Here is a 17,563-nt window from a genome sequence, read left to right on the forward strand (position 1 = left end):
GTGCCCCCGCGCCTGAGGGCCTGTCCAGACAGGCCCGGCGTCAATCCAGCCGGATATCCGCGCTTTTCACTACCGAGGCCCAGCGCGCGCGCTCGCTGTTGAAGAACTGCGCCAGTTCGGCGGGATTGCGGGTAACGATTTCGGCGCCCTGTTCGTTCAGCTGCGCCTTCACGTCCGGCTGGTTGACGATTTGCGCCATCAGTTCCGACAAGCGGATGGCGACGGGATCGGCCGTGGTCACGGGCGCCATCACCCCCTGCCAGGTGCCGGACTCGAAGCCGGCCACGCCCTGTTCAGAAATGGTGGGAATGTCGGGAACCAGCCGCATGCGCTCGCGTTTGGAGATCGCGATCGGCCGCAGCTTGCCGGCCTTGATGTGGGGCAGCGTGGCCAGCAGCCCGTTCATGATGACCTGGGTCTGCCCGCCTATGGTGTCCGTCACCGCCTGCGAACCGCCCTTGTAGGGCACGTACTCCCATTTCGCCCCCGTGGCCTGCTGCACGGCGACGGCAGCCAGGTGCGGCGCGCTGCCGATGGCGGTCACGGCGAAGTTCAGGCGCTGTTGCTTGGACAAGGCCACCAGTTCCGGCACCGTCTTGGCCGGCACGTCGGGATGCACGGCCAGCACGTGCGGCGAATAGGCCAGCATGCCGACCGCGCGCAAATCCGTGGATGGATCGAAAGACAGTTTGGTGTAAACGGACGGGCTGATCGCCAGCGCCCCTACGTCGCACAAGAGCACGGTATGGCCCTCTTGCGCGGACTGCACCACCAGGCCTGCGCCCAGATTGCCATTGGCTCCGGGCTTGTTCTCGACCACCACGGTCTGCTTCAGGGCATCGGCCAGGCGCGGCGCCAGGATGCGGGCGATGATGTCCGACGAGCCGCCGGGCGGGTAAGGCACGATGATCCGGACCGCGCGCGTCGGCCAGTCGCCCGGCTGCTGCGCCCATGCCGGTAGCCACGGCGACAGGCAAAGCGCCGCGGCGCCGCCCAGGAACTGTCTCTTGCTTGGGTTCATGGAGTCTCCTTTGGAATGTCTTGCGGGCGGACGCTGCGCCCGGGCTCTCCGGGACAACCTCTTCGGATTGGCCGCCGCGCGCGCCTGCGCCTGCCGCATATGTTCTGCCTATGTCATCGTACAACTATGAAATTATTGTTGGGAAGCGAAATATTCATCTACCGGGTATGCACCTATAAATCCAATTTTCTCAGCGGCCTTTGCTTGAGTAGCGGGCATTTCATGTTGTACGATGACTTACCTCTTAACCAGGCTACCGGCAGACTCCTGCCGTTCGATGACGCCCCCATACGGATCAACGCAACATGACCACCCCGCAGGAACTCAAGCACATCGTTTCGGAAGGGTTGCTGTCCTTTCCCGTCACCGATTTCGACCAGAACGGCGACTTCAACGCCAGGGGCTATGCGCAGCGCCTGGAATGGCTGGCCCCCTACGGCGCGACCGCCCTGTTCGCCGCGGGCGGCACGGGCGAGTTCTTTTCGCTGGCGCCAGAGGAATACGCGAACGTGATCCGCACCGCGGTGCAGACCTGCGCGGGCAAGGTCCCCATCCTGGCCGGCGCTGGCGGCCCGACCCGCACGGCCATCGCCTATGCGCAAGAGGCCGAGCGCCTGGGCGCCAAAGGCATACTGCTGCTGCCCCACTACCTGACCGAAGCCTCGCAACCAGGCATCGCCGCGCACGTCGAACAGGTCTGCAAGTCCGTGGATATCGGCGTCATCGTCTACAACCGCGCGCAGTCGCGCCTGTCGGCCGACAGCCTGGCGCAACTGGCCGAACGCTGCCCCAACCTGGTGGGTTTCAAGGACGGCGTGGGCGACATCGAAGCCATGGTGCGCATCCGCCGCAAGCTGGGCGACCGCTTTTCCTACCTGGGCGGCCTGCCCACGGCCGAGGTCTACGCCGCCGCCTACCGCGCGCTGGGCGTGCCGGTCTATTCGTCGGCCGTGTTCAATTTCGTGCCGCGCACCGCCATGGAGTTCTACCGCGCCATCGCCGCGGGCGACCATGACACCACCAATCGCCTGCTGGACGATTTCTTCCTGCCTTACCTCGAGATCCGCAACCGCGTCCCGGGCTATGCCGTCAGCATCGTCAAGGCCGGCGCCAAATTGGTGGGCCGCGACGCGGGTCCGGTGCGCGCGCCCCTGACCGACCTGCGGGCCGATGAACTGGAGATGCTGGGCGCTCTCATCCGCAAGCTCGGCCCGCAGTAAGGAGCCCTCCCGGGCGGTGGTATATATAGACCGGTCCAGCCACACCCGGGAGTCAGCCTATGGCGCGTCGACGCAACCTCGCGTTTCTGCTCAGCATGCTTGCCGCGCCCGCGGGCGCGGCCGTCGTCTACGACAACCACGGCCTGGTGGTCGAAGCCACCACCGGCAGCCGCAGCGACTGGAATACCGGCCAGCGGCAGACCACCCGCGCCACCACCATCACCTACCAGGGCAAGCCGCTGTGCGGCAAGGACGTCGGCGCCCTGCTCTATCCCGATGGCCAGAGCGTCGAGGCCCGCGCGTTCTTCTGCGCATCCACCGCCAAGGCCTTGGAAACGGACGCCGTGCTGGCCTACTTCACCAGTTCCAGCGCCAATACCGTGCTGGCGCAGCTGAGCGCGACCAACGGCGCGCTGCGGGTCCAGCGCCTGGCCTTGTCGGCCAAGCCGGAGCGCGATCGCATCGCCACCACGCGCTTCGAGGACGCGCGCCTGCCTGGCTGGACGCGCGTCCAGACGTCCTGGAACGAAACCGTGATGATCCGCCACGCGCCGCTCGCCGCCCTGAACCTGGGGCCGGGCAAGCTGCTGGACGTGGCGGACGGCGTGGCCTACCTGGCCGTGCCGCCAGGCAGGGACGCGGTCGAGATCGAGCCCACCAAGCGGGTCAAGGACGCCGACGGCTATCTGCAGATCGTGCCGGCCATCACCAAGTTCGTGGACACTCCGATGGCGTTCCGCGCGGTGCGCATGAGCGACGGGCGCGAACTGGCCCGGCTGGATTTCAAGGATGTCTGCCTGCGCCTGCCCGCGATCCAATTCGATCGTCCGGACGCGCAGTCCAAGTCCTCGACCGCGCCCGACGTGGCCTTCGACGACGTGCCGGCCTGGCGCGCCGCCACCCTGCAGCTGACGCAGGCGGCGCAGGGGCGCGCCGCGCTGCGCCTGCAGCCGGGCGTGACCCTGCCACGCAAGCCCGGCTGCGCGCCCGGTTGACCTGGCCCGCTCAGATCAGGAACTGGCGGTAGGCCTCGTTGCCGGTTTCCTCGGTATGGGCGTAGCCCAGCTGCCGCAGGAACGCGTCCAGCGCCGCGCTGTCCGCCAGCGGCGCCTGGATGCCGACCAAGGCCGAGCTGAACTCCGTGCCCTGGTTGCGGTAATGGAACAGGCTGATGTTCCAGTTGGGCGCCATCTCGGACAGGAACTTCATCAGCGCCCCGGGGCGCTCAGGAAACTCGAAGCGGAACAGGCGCTCGCCCGCCGCCAGCGGCGAGCGGCCGCCCACCATGTAGCGGATGTGCTGCTTGGACACTTCGTTGTTGCTCAGGTCGCCGACGGAGAAACCCTGTTCCTGCAGCGCCGTCATGATTTCCGCCGCGTCGCCGCGCCGCGAGATCTGCATGCTGACGAAGATGTGGGCGGTGCGCGCGTCGGCGATGCGGTAGTTGAATTCCGTCACGCTGCGCTGACCGATCACGCTGCAGAAGCGGCGGAAGCTGCCGCGCTCTTCCGGCACCGTCACGGCGAAGACCGCCTCGCGCGCCTCGCCAACCTCGGCGCGGTCTGCGACGAAGCGCAGGCGGTCGAAGTTCATGTTCGCGCCCGAGGTCACCGCCACCATGGGCAGGCCTTGCACGCCTTCGCGCTCTACATACTTCTTCAGCCCGGCCACCGCCAGCGCGCCCGCCGGCTCCAGCACGCTGCGGGTATCCAGGAACACGTCCTTGATCGCCGCGCAGACCGCGTCCGTATCCACCAGGATGATCTCGTCCAGGTATTCGCGGCACAGGCGGAAGGTCTCCTCGCCCACCAGCTTGACCGCCGTGCCATCCGAGAACAGGCCCACTTCGGGCAGGTTGACCCGTTCGCCCACCTGCATCGACAGGGACATGGCGCAGGAATCCTCGGTCTGCACGCCGATGACCTTGACGCCGGGGTCCACTGCCTTGATGTAGGTCGCCACGCCCGCGGCCAGTCCGCCGCCGCCGATCGGCACGAAGACGGCATGCAAGGGGCCCGCGTGCTGGCGCAGGATCTCCATGCCCACCGTGCCCTGGCCGGCGATCACATAGGGATCGTCGAAGGCAGGAATGAAGGTCAGGTCCTGCGCGCTCGCCAGCTTCTGGGCGTGGCCATAGGCATCGCTATAGGAATCGCCCGCCTGCACCACCGTCACCGTGGGGCCGCCATGCGCCTTGACCGCATCCACCTTCACCTGCGGCGTGGTCTGCGGCACCACGATGATGGCGCGCACGCCCATCCTGGCCGCCGAGATCGCCACGCCCTGCGCATGGTTGCCGGCGGACGCCGTGATGACGCCCCGGTCCAGCGCCGCCTGCGGCGTGTTGCGCATCTTGTTGTAGGCGCCGCGCACCTTGAAGGAAAAGACCGGCTGGTTGTCCTCGCGCTTGAAGTAGACCGGGTTACCCAGCCGGGCCGACAGGCCGCGGGCGCGATCCAGCTCGGTTTCGCGGGCGATGTCGTAGATGCGTGCGGTCAGGATCTGCCTCAGGTATTCCATCGGCGAGGCCCGGCCGTCCTGGAATGCGGTCGGCGCGGCGGTTTGCTGGCTGGCTTGCGGGGTGTGGTGCATCTGGCTCTCTGCTTCGGTGTGCTTGCCCGGCAGAGGCGGCCACAAAAAAGTGCCTGTGTCAAGCCCTCAGTGAAAATCGCTGGGGGCTTGAAAGCTTATACAGGACACGGGTTTAGCTCTACTTCGGGCCGCTTTGCGGGGCTGCGGCTTTGTGGGCTAGGAGCCACATAAGAGCGTCGCGGTAGAAAGCCGGAGCGTACTGCGTCGGGGCGATTGCCAGCAGACGGCAGGCTTGCTCGGCCATCATAGCCCAATCGGTCGCGGCGCTCCAGAACGAAGAACGCGCAGCGTTGGGCTGCGCGTTCGAGGGTGCGTCGGCAAAGTATCCGTGCATTGTCAGCTCGGCTTCGGCGGTGCGGGCCTGCTCGCGCCTCCCTTCCTGAATCCCCGGTCGCCGGCAATGAACGCCTCCAGCATGTGCGGGATCAACTTCTCTGCATCGACCGCCTCGCCATACGCCTGCGCGTGCAGTGCGGCGTAGCGGTCGAGGTCGGCTTTCAGGCTGGCCGGGCACGCGAAGGTAAGCTTGACGTTCTCGGTCTTGGGCAGCGGCCCAAGCCGCAGTTTCTTGGTCGCGTTCATTGCGAAGCTCCCCGATTGAAGAACAGCGGCTGGTAGGGCCGCAGCACTAGATCCCGGTTAACGATGATCCGCACCGGCAGGCCCGGCCGCTCGGTCAGCGTCGGTTGGATGTTCATGTTGCGCCGGGTGATTTCCTGGCCGACCTGATTGATGCTGTCCTGGGCGCTGTCACGTCCGGCGATGACGATGCGGTTGCCGTCCTGGCGGTTCTCTGGCGCGGCCAGTTCTGCGCCGACGCCCAGCAGCGTCGTCAGCACCGCACCGGCAAAGATGCGGTTCCAGTGCCAGTCCACGTCATCCTCCAAGCCCGCGTAGCCGGCCGGGTCGGTGCCGACAAGGTTGTCCAGCGTCAGCGAGGACGTGTCGGGCAGGATGATCCGGTTCCACACCACCTGTACGCGGCTCTGTCCGTAGCCGACCTGGCTGTTGTAGCGCCCGAGGATGCGCGCCCCCTGCGGAATCAGCAGGAACTTGCCGGTGGCTGTGTCATAGACCGGCTCCGTCACAGTGCCGATCACGTCGCCCGGCAAGTCCGACTTGATGCCTGTCACTAGCGCACCGGCGATCACCGTTCCGGCCATCACCTGATACGGCGACGCGGGCAGCGCCAGATTCCCGGAATTGCGGGTTTCCGTAGAACCGGCTTTCAGGAACGCCTCTTTCTGGTCTTGCCGGTTCTGCACGGCGGTCGGGTCGGCGGGCTGGGCCGCCGTTGAGGCAGGCCCAGCAGCGAGCGGATCGAAGGCCGCAAGCGTGCTTGCAGCCCCCGGCGCTGCCTGCGCGACCGTGGCGGCGGTCTGCCCTTGGCCGCCCGAGCGGAAGAACACCGACGAGGCCGCAGCCGCGTCCGCCTCCTTACGCAAGGCATCTTCGGGATCATGGCCTGGCGGCGAATAGCCCGGCGTCACCGGCTGCTGCGAAGCGACGATGGCCGGGCCAAGGTCGCCGGGCAACGGCGGCCCCAGCTCGGGCACACCGGGCGGCAAGGCTGGTGGCAGCTTCGAGTAGTCCGTCGGCAGCGCATCCAGCCCTTCGGACTTCGAGACGCGATCGACGTTGTAAAGCTCGGTCTGCTCGTTGGTGCCGCGCCGCTGCGGTTGCAGCGACCAGATCGTGGCCGCGAGCACGGCGACCGACAGGCCGCCGACAAGGATGGCCAGCGTGCGCCGGTTCAGGCGCGTGACCGGGCGCGGCTGGGCGCGCAGCGCCACCGCTTCGGGCGCGACCTTGCCCGCCTGCGGCGTGGCAAGGTCGGGGGTGTCGTCCTGGCTCATGGTCAGTTCCTCCGCGCAACGCCGTCCGTGCGCTCAATCCGCACCACGTCGCCCTTGTCTCCGCCCAGGCGAAGTTCGGCCGCGCCGAACAGCCGATCCACGATGTAATACGGCGAGCGGAAACGGTAGTTGACCAGTTGCCCGTCGCCTTCCGGCCCGATCACGAACAGCGGCGGCAGCTCGCCTTGCGCGATGCCGACGGGGAACTGGATATAGACCTTCGCACCGTCGTCGAAGGCGCGCAGCGGCTTCCACGACGGATTACTGCCGCTGACCGCGTAGCGGAAGCGCAGGTTCTCCAAGGACAAGCCGGAATCCACCGGCGCGGCTGCGCTGGCCGCCTGCGCCCGGCGCTGCAAGGCCAGCATCCGGTCGCGCGGATACTCCCAGGACGCCGACGCCATCCACGTCTTTTCCGTCGAAGCCAACTCCAGCAGGTACGTCCTGCGGTTGGTGGTGATGACGAGATTTGTCTTGAGGCCCGAGCGGATCGGCTTGACCAGCACATTGACGCGCAGGTCGGCACCGCTGCCGCTGGACGTATCGCCCACGATCCAGCGCACAGTATCACCAGCGGCCACCGTCACCAGCTCCTCGCCCGGCTGGAGCGAAATCACGGTCACGCGGCCCACGGCTGCATAGACTTGGTAGAGCGCGCCATCGGTGAACGGCCACACCTGAATCGCGTTGACGTATCCCTCGCGCGTGGGTGCGACGCGCGCCTCGGCATTGGCCCGTGAGACGCGCACCTTCTCGTCGGCTGGCTCCGGCGTGGGCTTGGCGTCCTCGGCTTCGGGCAATGGCTTCAACTGCGCCGGCATCGGCAGAACCTCGGGCACGGCCACCACCTCCACCGGCGCGGATGGCTCGGGTAGCGGCTGGGCCTGCACCGGCTCATCGAGCGAGATGGTCGGCGGTGGCTTGCCCTGCGTAGCGCAGCCCGCCAGGGCAAGCAGGATCACCGGCAAGGCGGATTTACGGAGAAGATCATTCATGGCTTGGCTCCTTCGGAAGAATCCAGTTCGCGGCTCCACGACAGGCCGTTGACGTAGATGCCCAGGGGGTTCTTGCGCAAGCGTTCTTCGGTGCGCGGCGGCTGGAGCACGATGGACACCACGGCCGTCCACCGCTCCAAGCCCGCCGCGGCGCCGTTGACGTAGCGGCGTTCCGTCCAGCGCACGTTGAAAGACGTGTCGCTGGCGCGCACGACGCTGGTGATCTGCACCGTTACCGACTCCTTGCCGATACGCGCGAACGGGTCGTTGACCCGTGCGTAGTCGTTGAGCACGGCCGCGCCCTTGTCGGTTGTGTAGTCGTAGGCGTCGAGCCAGTTCTGGCGGACGACGATGGGGTCGATGGACAGCGAGCGCACCAGCGTCACGAAGCGCGCGATGTGGTGCGCGGTCTGCGCATCGTTGGGCCGGTATGGCGTGGCGGCTTCGCCCACGGCGCGTACCTGGCCCGCGTTGTCCACCTCCACGACGTAGGGCGTCACGATGGATTGCGCCGAGCGCCACACCAGGCCGCCGGCCATCAGCAGCGCAAGCGTTAGGCAGCCGAAGGCCATCAGGCGCCAGTTCTTCGCCTGCACGCGCGGCAAGCCGATGCGCTCGTCCCACACCTGGCCGGCAGCTTGGTACGGCGTGGCAGGCTGCGGCGTGTCGGCATAGCGCACCTGCGGTTTCTTGAATCGCATGGTCAGTTCTCCTTATGAATCGGAATCGCGCAGGCTCGGCCCCTGGCCGGAGCCGCCGCCATCGCCACCGCGTAGCGTGTGGGCGGTGGTGGTCGCGGCATGGGTGAGTTGCTGGCGGCGGTGCAGGCGTTTGGCCCAAGCGGGCTGTTCCTGCTTCTGGGCGGTAGCCGCGCCGGCTGTGGCCTCGCCTGCGCCACCCTGACCGGATGCCGCGCCGCCATCGGCAGCAGCGCCATTCCAGCCAGCGCGGAAGGGAGCGGCCATGCGTTGCCCGGCAGCGGAGGCGCGGGATGCCGCGCCTCGTTCGGCTGCCTGCGCGCCGGTCTTGGCGACGTTGCCCAGGCCCGCCATTGCGCCTTTCGCACCACCGCCTGCGGCGGCGGAGCCGGCCTGGAACGCCGATTTCGCACTGCCAGCCGCCGACGTGGCCGCACGCGCACCAGCGCCGGCCAGCTTGGCGGCAGCCGGTGCCATACGTGCGCCAGCGGCTACGGCACCGCCTACACCCGTCGCGGCAGCACCGACAGCTACCGCCGTCCCGGCCGCACCGATGGCAGCGCCTGCCATCGCGCCCGCGCCGAGCTGCGGCGCACCGGACACTAGGCCCGTGGCGATACCAGGGCCGAAGATCCCCAGCGCCAGCAAAGTGAGCGAGGCCAGCATGATGACCAGTGCGTGGTCGAGCGACGGCTCATCGGGGTGGACTTGGAACTGAGTGAACAGGCCCGAGCCGATACCGACGATCACGGCCAGCACCAACACCTTGACGCCGGAGGCCACCACGTTGCCCAAGACCTTTTCGGCCAGGAACGAGGTCTTGTTCCAAAGCGCGAACGGCACCAGCACGAAGCCCGCGAGGGTTGTCAGCTTGAACTCGATGAGCGTGATGAAAAGCTGGATCGCCAGCACGAAGAAGCACAGCACCACGACCAGCCAGGCGAGGAACAGCACCAAGATGGCATCGAGGTTCAAGAACACCTCGGGAAATCCCATCATGTCGTCGAGCTGGAGGAAGATCGGCCCGCCCGCGTCAAGGCCGGTTTTCGCCAACCGGCCAGGCTGCAAGAAGTTCTCCATCGTGATGGCAGAGCCGGTGGCGGTGATGCCCAATCCCGCGAACGAGCGGAAGACGATGCTCGCCAGCCAGTTGAAGTTGTTGATGATGTAGGCGAAGGCGCCGACGTACAGCACTTTGCGCAGCAGCTTGGCGATCACGTCCTCGCCTTGGCCGGTGGCGTGGCTCATGGCCCAATACAGTCCAGCGATCGTCATGTCGATGACGATCAGCGTAGCCGTGAGGAACGCCACTTCGCCCCGCAGCAGCCCGAAACCCGAGTCGATATAGGCGGCGAAGGTGTTGAGGAACTGGTCGATGATGGTCACGTCATTCATGGCGTGTCCTCCGGTTCGGGTGGCATTGCGGGAGCCACGCCATCGGCCGGCTCCTCGAAGCTCGGCGGGATCGGCGGCAGGTCGGCCAAGGTCTGGTATTCATCCGGCTCAGCCTGGCCGGAGAAGAAGCGCCGCCGGAAGGCTTCGGCAGCGGCGCGGCAAGCGTCCTCGCCCGTGGCCTGCCGGTCGGCCGCGCATTGCGCGCGCAATGCCTTGAGCCGCACGGGATCAGCGGCCAAGGCATCGGCAAGGTGGTCGGCCGGCTGCTCGCCGCAAGCGGCCACCAGCGCGACACACAGGACAAGGACGCATCGCATGGCGGCCTCCTGTCAATTGCCGTAGAAATCCACGCGCTGCGGCGTGTACGGCGTGCCATCGCCGATGAAACGCCGCCGCACTTCGCGCGCTCGCTCGGTGGCGGCCGCCTGCCGCGCCAGTTCCAGCGAGGCCGCACGATCCTGCGTGATCTGGAGCCGTTGCGACTGGATCGACTGCTTGGCCTGCAAGGCCAGCAACTGGTTCATGGCCTGCATGGCTTGGAGCGCGCCTTCGGCCGACTGGCTCTTGCCCACGAGGTCAGCCAGCACGCTTTCGTCTTCGCCCAGGTTCTGCGACACCTGTGCCTGCATCTGCATCGTGGTCTGCAAGCCGTTGAGCGTGTTCCGCCAACGCTCCTGCGCATCGCGGTACATCTGGTCGCCGCTGACGGTGGCGGCGTACTGCTCGGGATACAGGCGCGCAAACTCCCGATCCAGATTCGTCACGTCGTAGGCCAGGCCGCGGGCCTGCGCGATCAGCCGCTCGGTCGTCGCCAGATTGGCGCGCAACTGGTTCACTACGCTGGACGGCAGGCTGGCGAGGTTGCGCGCCTGGTTCATCAGCATCTGCGCTTCGTTCTGAAGCTGCTGGATCTGGTTGTTGATCTGCTCCAGCGTGCGGATCGCGGTCAGCGTGTTCTGCACGAGGTTGGTGGGATCGACCACGACCCATTGCGCATGGGCGGTGGCGGTGCAAAGCATGGCCGCGATGGCGGCGGCGATAAGACGCTTCTTCATGGCAGATTCTCCAGGGGTTGGTCAGCGAGGGAACCCGGCGCGAGGCCGGGGAACGAGGGCAGCAGGTCGGCCGCCCAATCGAGGCCGCGATGGCGCAGCCAGGCGCCCGCGAAGCCGGGCACGCCGGCGTCCAGCAGCACGCGGTCTATGTCGCGCTGGTCTTGCGGCGTGGAAGCGCCCACAAACGCCAGCGCCGCCGGCCCCAGGTCGAGGTCGAACAGGCGGTTGCCGAGGCGGGATTGGTAGTAGTAGTCGCGCTTGGGCTGCGCGGTTGCGACGATTTCGATCTGTCGCCTGTTGAGGCCGAAGCCCTCGTAGATCGTGCGAATCTGCGGTTCGGTCGCCTGCGGGTTCGGCAGGAAGATGCGACTGGCGCAGCTTTCGATGATCGCGGGCGCGATGCTCGAATCCTTGATGTCGGCAAGGCTCTGCGTGGCGAAGATGACGCTGACGTTCTTCTTGCGCAGCGTCTTGAGCCACTGGCGGATACGCGCGGCAAACACCGGGTCATCGAGGAACAACCACGCTTCATCGAGGATCAGCAGCGTGGGCGCACCGTCGAAGCGTTCATCGAAGCGCGCAAAGAGGTAATGCAGCACGGCCATGACGGCGGCCTTGCTGTGCATCAGCTCCTCCATCTCGAAGCACTGCACGTCGGCCATGCCGAGGCGGTCATGGTCGGCGTCCAGCAGCTTGCCGTGGGCACCGCCTAGCACATAAGGCGACAGCGCCTGGCGCAGCGTGTTCGATTGCAACAGCACGGAGACCCCCGTCATCGTGCGCTGCTCCACCGGCGCACCGGCGAGACTTCCCAGCGCCGACCAGATAGCTGTCTTCTCGTCGGGGCCGACCGCCACGCCTTCGTGCACCAAGCGGCCTTCGATCCATTCGGCGGCCCACGTGCGATAGCCCTCACGGTCGATACGCGCGAGTGGTTGGAAAGCGATTTCGCCATCCGTGCCCAGGTCGTAGTGTTCGCCGCCCAGGCCGAGGATCGCAGCCCGCATGGAGCGGCCCATGTCGAAGGCGACGATGCGCGAGCCGCGATAGCGGCGAAATTGCATCCCCAGCGTGGCGAGCAAGACCGACTTGCCCATGCCAGTCGGCCCCGCGACCAGCGTGTGGCCCACATCGCCGATGTGCGTCACGAGGCGAAACGGCGTGGCGCCATCGGTGCGTGTGACGATCAGCGGCGGGCCGTCGAGGTGGTCGTTCTTCTCTGGCCCGGCCCACACCGCCGACACCGGCATCATGTGCGCCAGGTTCAGCGTCGAAACGATGGGCTGGCGCACGTTCGCGTGGGCGTTGCCGGGGATCGAAGACAGCCAGGCATCCACGGCATTGAGCGTTTCAGGGATGGTGACGAAGCCCCGACCCTGGATGACGCGCTCCACCATGCGCAGCTTCTCGTCTGCGACGGCAGCGTCCTCGTCCATGACGGTGACGGTCGCCGTCAGATAGCCGAAGGCGACTTGATCGCTGCCTAGCTCCTGCAAGGCAGCGTCGGCATCGGCGGCCTTGTTGTTGGCGTCGGTATCGACCAGCGGGCTTTCCTGCTGGAAGATCGTTTCGCGCAGCAGCGCGATGACGTTCTTGCGCTTGGCGAACCATTGGCGGCGCAGGCGTCCCAACTCCCGTTCCGCCTCGGATTTGTCGAGGCAGAGAAAGCGCGTGCTCCAGCGGTACGCAAAACCGAGGCGGTTGAGGTCGTCCAGAATCCCTGGCCAGGTCGAGGTCGGGAAGCCGCGCACCGACACCACGCGCAGGTGCTGGTCGCCCAGCATGGGCGCCAGGCCGCCGACCAGCGCGGAATCGGTCAGCAGCGCGTCGATGTGGAACGGCACTTCGGGCACGCCCACGCGATAGCGCCGCGTCGAGATGGTCGCGTGCAGGTAGGTCAGCGTCTGCGCGTCATCGAGCCAGTCAATTTCCGGCATCACGCCGTCGAGCAGGTCAAAGACGCGATCCGTTTCCGCGACGAAGGCTTGCAGCCGCTCGCGCCAGTCCACACCATTCGTCGGCGTGTTCTCGTAGAGCATCCTGGCTGCGCGGGCGCGGGATTCTTCCGGCGGCAGGTAAAGCAGCGTTAGGTGATAGCCGCTCTCGAAGTGATGGCCCGATTCCTCGAAGGCGGCCCGGCGTTCTTCCTCCACCAGCCACGAAAGCGGTTCGGGAAACTCCGAGCGCGGATAGTCGGCAGCGGCCCGGCGGTCGGCTTCGATGAACAGCGCCCAGCCCGATCCCATGCGGCGCAGGGCGTTGTTCAAGCGCGCCGACGTGGCGATCAGTTCGCCTTGCGTCGCACTGTCGAGGTCGGGCCCACGAAACCGGGCTGTGCGCTGGAAACTGCCGTCCTTGTTCAAGACGACGCCCGGTGCGACCAGTCCGGCCCAGGGCAGCCAGTCAGCAAGCAAGGCCGGGCGCTGGCGGTATTCGGCGAGGTTCAGCATCGCGGCGTCCTCCCCTCACACGTCCAGCAGCGGGCGGTGCTTGATGTGCCGCGCAAAGACCTGCATGAACTGCGGATCGACGCGCGCACCCCACACCGCCAGCGAATGGCCGACGATCCAGAGCACCACGCCGGGAATCCACAGTTGCAGGCCCAGGCCGACCGCGGCAGCCAGCGTGCCGTTGGCGATCGCCACGGTGCGCGGCGCACCGCCCAGCAGAATCGGCTCGGTCAGCGAGCGATGCAGCGGCACCTCGAAGCCTTCCGTGAAGGCGTCCGGGGCGCTCATACGACGGCCCCGCCGGAGAAGCTGAAGAACGACAGGAAGAAGCTGGAAGCCGCGAAAGCGATGGACAGGCCGAAGACGATCTGGATCAGCTTGCGGAATCCGCCAGACGTGTCGCCGAACGCGAGCGCGAGGCCCGTGGCGATGATGATGATGACGGCGACGATGCGAGCTACCGGCCCCTGGATGGATTCGAGGATGGATTGCAGCGGGCCTTCCCACGGCATCGAGGAGCCGGCGGCCTGTGCTGTTCCAGCCAGGAACAGCAGCAGCGCGGCCAGCAGCAGTCCTTGCCCCGCAGGGCGGCCCAGGCAGCGCAGCCGTGCAGAGTTAGACAAGTGAGAAGGCGGATTTACGGAAACACGGAAAGCAGGAATGGTCATCTGCGTCATGGCAGTTCTCCAAGTGAGTGAGGGGATCGGGAAGTCGCCGCAGCGGGTGCGGCATCGGGACGTGGCGGCAGCTCGGGAAACGGCGTTTCCAGCGCGTCCGCCAGTTGGTAGCCCACGCCGTCGAAGCCGACGACGCGGGCGATGCTCTCGATGCGGCGCTTGCGCCCGCGTCCGGCTATGTGGATCACCACGTTGACCGCCTCGGCAATCAGCGCACGGGGCGGATTCACCGCCACTTCGAGAATCAGTTGCTCCAGGCGCAGCAGCGCGCCGAGCGCGGAGCCGGCATGGATCGTGGCGATGCCGCCCGGATGGCCTGTGCCCCACACCTTGATGAGATCCAGTGCCTCGGCGCCGCGCACTTCGCCAACGACGACGCGATCAGGCCGCAGGCGCATGGACGAGCGAACCAGCTCGGTCATCGATACCACGCCTGCGCGGGTGCGCAGCGGAACGTGGTCACGGGCCGCGCATTGCAGCTCCACCGTGTCTTCAAGCACCAGCACGCGGTCGCCCGTGGCGGCGATCTCGGCCAGCAGCGCATTGGCGAGCGTGGTCTTGCCGCTGCTGGTGGCGCCGGCGATCAGGACGTTCTGCCGCTCGCGCACGGCGCGAACGAGAAAGCCCGCCTGGGCGGCGGTCATCATCTGGTCGATGACGTACCGCTCCAGCGGGATCACGCCGATGGCGCGCTTCCGCAGCGCGAAGGCCGGCCCTGGCGCGGCGGGCGGCAAGATGCCCTCGAAGCGTTCGCCGGTTTCGGGCAGTTCGGCGGATAGCAGCGGCTGGCCGCGATGGACTTCCGCGCCCACATGGGCCGCGACGAGGCGGATGATCCGCTCGCCATCGGCCTCGGGCATCTCCACACCGATCGGCGCACGACCCGACGACAGGCGATCCACCCAAAGGGTGCGATCGGGGTTGAGCATGATTTCCACCACGTCCGGGTCTTCCAGCGCGGCGGCGATCAGCGGCCCCATCGCCGTGCGCAGCATCTGGATGCGCCGGTCGAGCGACGTGGCGCTCATGGACTGCGGAGCGGCGCTCATGAAGCACGCTCCTGCGCTTGCGCGGCTGCCGCCGCGTCCTCCATCCGCATCGGATCGGGATGCAGTTCCTCCACCACGTCACGAACCAGGCTGCGGCCCCGCAGCAGGTGGCGGCCAAGCTGCTCGGTGAACTGCTCGAAGCGCACTTTGCCCTGCGCGCGTGCCGCGTCTTGATGCGCCTCGGGAACCGGCGTGCTCACGGTCAGGTAGTAGCGAATGAACAGCGCCAGCGTTTCGATGGCGATGTTCTGGTCGCGCTCCATGCGCTCGGCCTGGCGCGAGAGGCGATCAAGCCGTTTGGAAATGGCCGCTTCGCGCTGGTCGCCGGCATCGGGCGACAGCCACGATGCGAGCGCCGCCGCGACGATGGACGACTTGGACACGCCCTTCTTGGCAGCCAGTTCATCGAGCCGCTTGGCGTGCTCAGGCTGGATGAACAGATTGAGGCGGTAGTGGCTCATAGCTCGATTCCGTCGTTGGGGTCGAGGGAAGCCAGCCGCGCCGTGCGCTGCATGGATGGGTCAAGCTGGCGAGGAAGGGGAAGCGGCAGGTCGTCGTCGTCATCGAGCAGCGCGAGGTCGGCCGCAGGCGCGGCCAGCTCAGGGGCGTAGGCGACGGTTTCGGAGAGTTCGGGCTGACGGCGCGGGCCGCCGTCGTCGGCAGAGGCAGCGAAGCCCTCGGCGGTATCGGACGCCGGCGCAACGGGCACGGCGGGAATCGCCAGGCCGCTCCAGTCGTCCAGACGCAACGGCGGCACGTCCGCGTACTGCCCGTCCGCGAGCGCGGGAGGCAGCAGCACACGGCGCTTGAAATTGCTGTCCGCGTAGTAGCGCAGCTTCTTGGCCTTGATCGGCGCGACGCTGGACACCATCACCACCGCCTCGTCAGGCGGAAGCTGCATCACCTCGCCCGGCGTCAGCAGCGGGCGCGCTGTTTCTTGGCGCGACACCATCAGATGCCCGAGCCACGGCGCGAGTCGGTGGCCCGCGTAGTTGCGCTGGGCGCGCAGCTCGGTGGCCGTGCCCAGCGTCTCGGAGATCCGTTTGGCGGTGCGCTCGTCGTTCGTGGCGAACGTCACGCGCACATGGCAGTTGTCGAGGATGGAGTGGTTTTGCCCATACGCCTTGTCAATCTGGTTGAGCGACTGCGCGATGAGGAAGCTGCGGATGCCGTAGCCGGCCATGAAGGCCAGCGCCGTCTCAAAGAAGTCCAGGCGTCCCAGCGCCGGGAACTCATCAAGCATCAGCAGCAGCTTGTGGCGACGCTCGATGCCGTCGGAGCCATCGAGCGATTCGGTGAGGCGCCGACCGATCTGGTTGAGGATCAGGCGAATGAGCGGCTTCGTCCGAGAAATGTCCGAAGGCGGCACCACCAGATACAGCGACACCGGATGCTCGGCAGCGATCAGGTCAGCGATGCGCCAGTCGCAGCGCGACGTGACTGCGGCCACGGTCGGATCACGGTACAGGCCGAGAAACGACATGGCGGTGCTCAACACGCCGGAACGCTCGTTGTCCGACTTGTTGAGTACTTCGCGCGCCGCCGAAGCGACGACAGGATGCGGCCCATTGCCCAGATGGGGCGTGGTCATCATCCGATGCAAAGTCAGCTCGAACGGGCTGGCCGGGTCGGACAGGAAGTTGGCGACGCCGCGCAGCGTCTTGTCTTCGCCCGCATAGAGCACATGCAGGATGGCCCCGACCAGCAGCGCGTGACTGGTTTTCTCCCAATGGTTGCGCTTCTCCAGCGCGCCTTCGGGGTCAACGAGAATGTCCGCGATGTTCTGCACGTCGCGAACTTCATGCGCGCCGCGTCGAACCTCCAGCAGCGGGTTGTAGGCCGCCGACTGCACATCGGTCGGGTTGAACAGCAGGCAGTGCGAGAAGCGCGAGCGCCAGCCGGCGGTGATCTGCCAGTTCTCGCCCTTGATGTCGTGGATGACGGCGGAGGCCGGCCATGACAGCAGCGTCGGCACCACGAGGCCAACGCCCTTGCCCGAGCGCGTGGGTGCGAAGGTCAGGACGTGTTCCGGGCCTTCATGACGCAGGTATTGGCGATCATGCTGGCCCAGGAACACGCCGGCAGGCTGTGTGAGGCCAGCCTTGCGAATGTCCTGTGCGTTCGCCCAGCGCGCAGAGCCGTAGGTTGTGACCATGCGTGCTTGACGCGAGCGCCAGACCGACATGGCGATGGCGACGCCCACGGCGGCCATGCCGCTGGCGCCGGCAATCGCGCCGCCGGTGTCGAAGACCTCCGGTGCATAGGCGCCGAAGAAGAACCACCACTCAAACAGTTTCCACGGGTGGTAGATCGACGTGCCAAGAAAGTCGAACCAGGGCGAGCCAAGGCGTACTTGATAGCCAAGGGCCGCTGCCGTCCATTGTGTGGCGGCCCACACTCCGGCGATCACGATGCCGAGCACCACGGCGATCTGACCAAACAGCACGTTCGTCCCTTGCATGACCTGGCCTCCGATTTCTCCTGCGCTGATTCCTCATGGAGATCGCGGCACAGGGGCGTGCCGCAGGCGTCAGGTTCGGTGTCAAGTCAGTGCT

General features: G+C 66.9%; 17 protein-coding genes. 2 read left to right on the forward strand and 15 right to left on the reverse strand.

From position 1 onward, the window contains the following. Positions 1 to 40 precede the first annotated feature (40 nt). Positions 41 to 1,021 (reverse strand): Bug family tripartite tricarboxylate transporter substrate binding protein, encoded by a 981-nt coding sequence (locus NGK62_RS21215; protein ID WP_251880215.1) that lies wholly within the window; start codon positions 1,019 to 1,021, stop codon positions 41 to 43. A gap of 305 nt (positions 1,022 to 1,326) precedes the next feature. On the opposite strand from NGK62_RS21215, the gene kdgD reads away from it, so the two are divergent. Together kdgD and NGK62_RS21225 are read left to right on the forward strand one after the other, a co-directional pair. Next, complete coding sequence (gene kdgD / locus NGK62_RS21220; RefSeq protein WP_118931992.1) at positions 1,327 to 2,241, forward strand: 5-dehydro-4-deoxyglucarate dehydratase; 915 nt, start codon at positions 1,327 to 1,329, stop codon at positions 2,239 to 2,241. Positions 2,242 to 2,300: 59 nt separating this feature from the next. Further along, a complete protein-coding gene (locus NGK62_RS21225; RefSeq protein WP_251880217.1) occupies positions 2,301 to 3,236 on the forward strand; it encodes a hypothetical protein in 936 nt (311 codons plus the stop codon). Between the two features lie 10 nt (positions 3,237 to 3,246). On the opposite strand, the gene ilvA is transcribed toward NGK62_RS21225, so the two are convergent. The 14 genes from ilvA to NGK62_RS21295 form a co-directional block, all read right to left on the reverse strand. Then, positions 3,247 to 4,833, reverse strand: coding sequence for a threonine ammonia-lyase, biosynthetic (gene ilvA / locus NGK62_RS21230; protein WP_118931990.1), 1,587 nt, complete (start codon positions 4,831 to 4,833; stop codon positions 3,247 to 3,249). Between the two features lie 336 nt (positions 4,834 to 5,169). Next, complete coding sequence (locus NGK62_RS21235; RefSeq protein ID WP_023093971.1) at positions 5,170 to 5,415, reverse strand: DUF2274 domain-containing protein; 246 nt, start codon at positions 5,413 to 5,415, stop codon at positions 5,170 to 5,172. Next, entirely contained in the window at positions 5,412 to 6,689 is a 1,278-nt protein-coding gene (locus tag NGK62_RS21240; protein WP_023093970.1) for a TraB/TrbI/VirB10 family type IV secretion system protein, read from the reverse strand. The genes NGK62_RS21235 and NGK62_RS21240 overlap by 4 nt, the downstream gene beginning before the upstream one ends. 2 nt (positions 6,690 to 6,691) lie before the next feature. Then, the gene (trbG, locus tag NGK62_RS21245) at positions 6,692 to 7,684 is read right to left on the reverse strand and encodes a P-type conjugative transfer protein TrbG (RefSeq protein ID WP_023093969.1); all 993 of its coding nucleotides are present in this window, start codon (positions 7,682 to 7,684) and stop codon (positions 6,692 to 6,694) included. Next, positions 7,681 to 8,385, reverse strand: a complete 705-nt coding sequence (gene trbF / locus NGK62_RS21250; RefSeq protein ID WP_023093968.1) for a conjugal transfer protein TrbF — start codon at positions 8,383 to 8,385, stop codon at positions 7,681 to 7,683. The genes trbG and trbF overlap by 4 nt, the downstream gene beginning before the upstream one ends. Before the next feature lie 12 nt (positions 8,386 to 8,397). Beyond that, the gene (gene trbL / locus NGK62_RS21255) at positions 8,398 to 9,777 is read right to left on the reverse strand and encodes a P-type conjugative transfer protein TrbL (protein WP_023093967.1); all 1,380 of its coding nucleotides are present in this window, start codon (positions 9,775 to 9,777) and stop codon (positions 8,398 to 8,400) included. Next, positions 9,774 to 10,094: a hypothetical protein gene (locus NGK62_RS21260; protein WP_023093966.1), complete on the reverse strand. Its 321-nt coding sequence runs from the start codon at positions 10,092 to 10,094 to the stop codon at positions 9,774 to 9,776. Before NGK62_RS21260 ends, trbL begins: the two co-directional genes overlap by 4 nt. Before the next feature lie 12 nt (positions 10,095 to 10,106). Next, entirely contained in the window at positions 10,107 to 10,832 is a 726-nt protein-coding gene (gene trbJ / locus NGK62_RS21265) for a P-type conjugative transfer protein TrbJ (protein ID WP_023093965.1), read from the reverse strand. Then, a complete protein-coding gene (gene trbE, locus NGK62_RS21270; protein WP_023093964.1) occupies positions 10,829 to 13,282 on the reverse strand; it encodes a conjugal transfer protein TrbE in 2,454 nt (817 codons plus the stop codon). Before trbE ends, trbJ begins: the two co-directional genes overlap by 4 nt. A gap of 15 nt (positions 13,283 to 13,297) precedes the next feature. After that, on the reverse strand, positions 13,298 to 13,570 hold the full coding sequence (locus NGK62_RS21275; RefSeq protein ID WP_023093963.1) for a VirB3 family type IV secretion system protein: 273 nt from the start codon (positions 13,568 to 13,570) through the stop codon (positions 13,298 to 13,300). Further along, positions 13,567 to 13,959, reverse strand: coding sequence for a TrbC/VirB2 family type IV secretion system protein (locus NGK62_RS21280; protein WP_023093962.1), 393 nt, complete (start codon positions 13,957 to 13,959; stop codon positions 13,567 to 13,569). The genes NGK62_RS21275 and NGK62_RS21280 overlap by 4 nt, the downstream gene beginning before the upstream one ends. After that, positions 13,956 to 15,008, reverse strand: coding sequence for a P-type conjugative transfer ATPase TrbB (trbB, locus tag NGK62_RS21285; protein WP_023093961.1), 1,053 nt, complete (start codon positions 15,006 to 15,008; stop codon positions 13,956 to 13,958). Before trbB ends, NGK62_RS21280 begins: the two co-directional genes overlap by 4 nt. Continuing rightward, positions 15,005 to 15,469, reverse strand: a complete 465-nt coding sequence (locus NGK62_RS21290) for a ribbon-helix-helix protein, CopG family (RefSeq protein ID WP_023093960.1) — start codon at positions 15,467 to 15,469, stop codon at positions 15,005 to 15,007. The genes trbB and NGK62_RS21290 overlap by 4 nt, the downstream gene beginning before the upstream one ends. Beyond that, a complete protein-coding gene (locus tag NGK62_RS21295) occupies positions 15,466 to 17,469 on the reverse strand; it encodes a conjugal transfer protein TraG (protein ID WP_023093959.1) in 2,004 nt (667 codons plus the stop codon). The genes NGK62_RS21290 and NGK62_RS21295 overlap by 4 nt, the downstream gene beginning before the upstream one ends. Positions 17,470 to 17,563 lie beyond the last annotated feature (94 nt).

Origin of the sequence: Achromobacter sp. Marseille-Q4954 (genome assembly GCF_943737025.1) — a bacterium.
GTDB classification, from domain to species: Bacteria; Pseudomonadota; Gammaproteobacteria; order Burkholderiales; family Burkholderiaceae_B; genus Achromobacter; species Achromobacter bronchisepticus_A.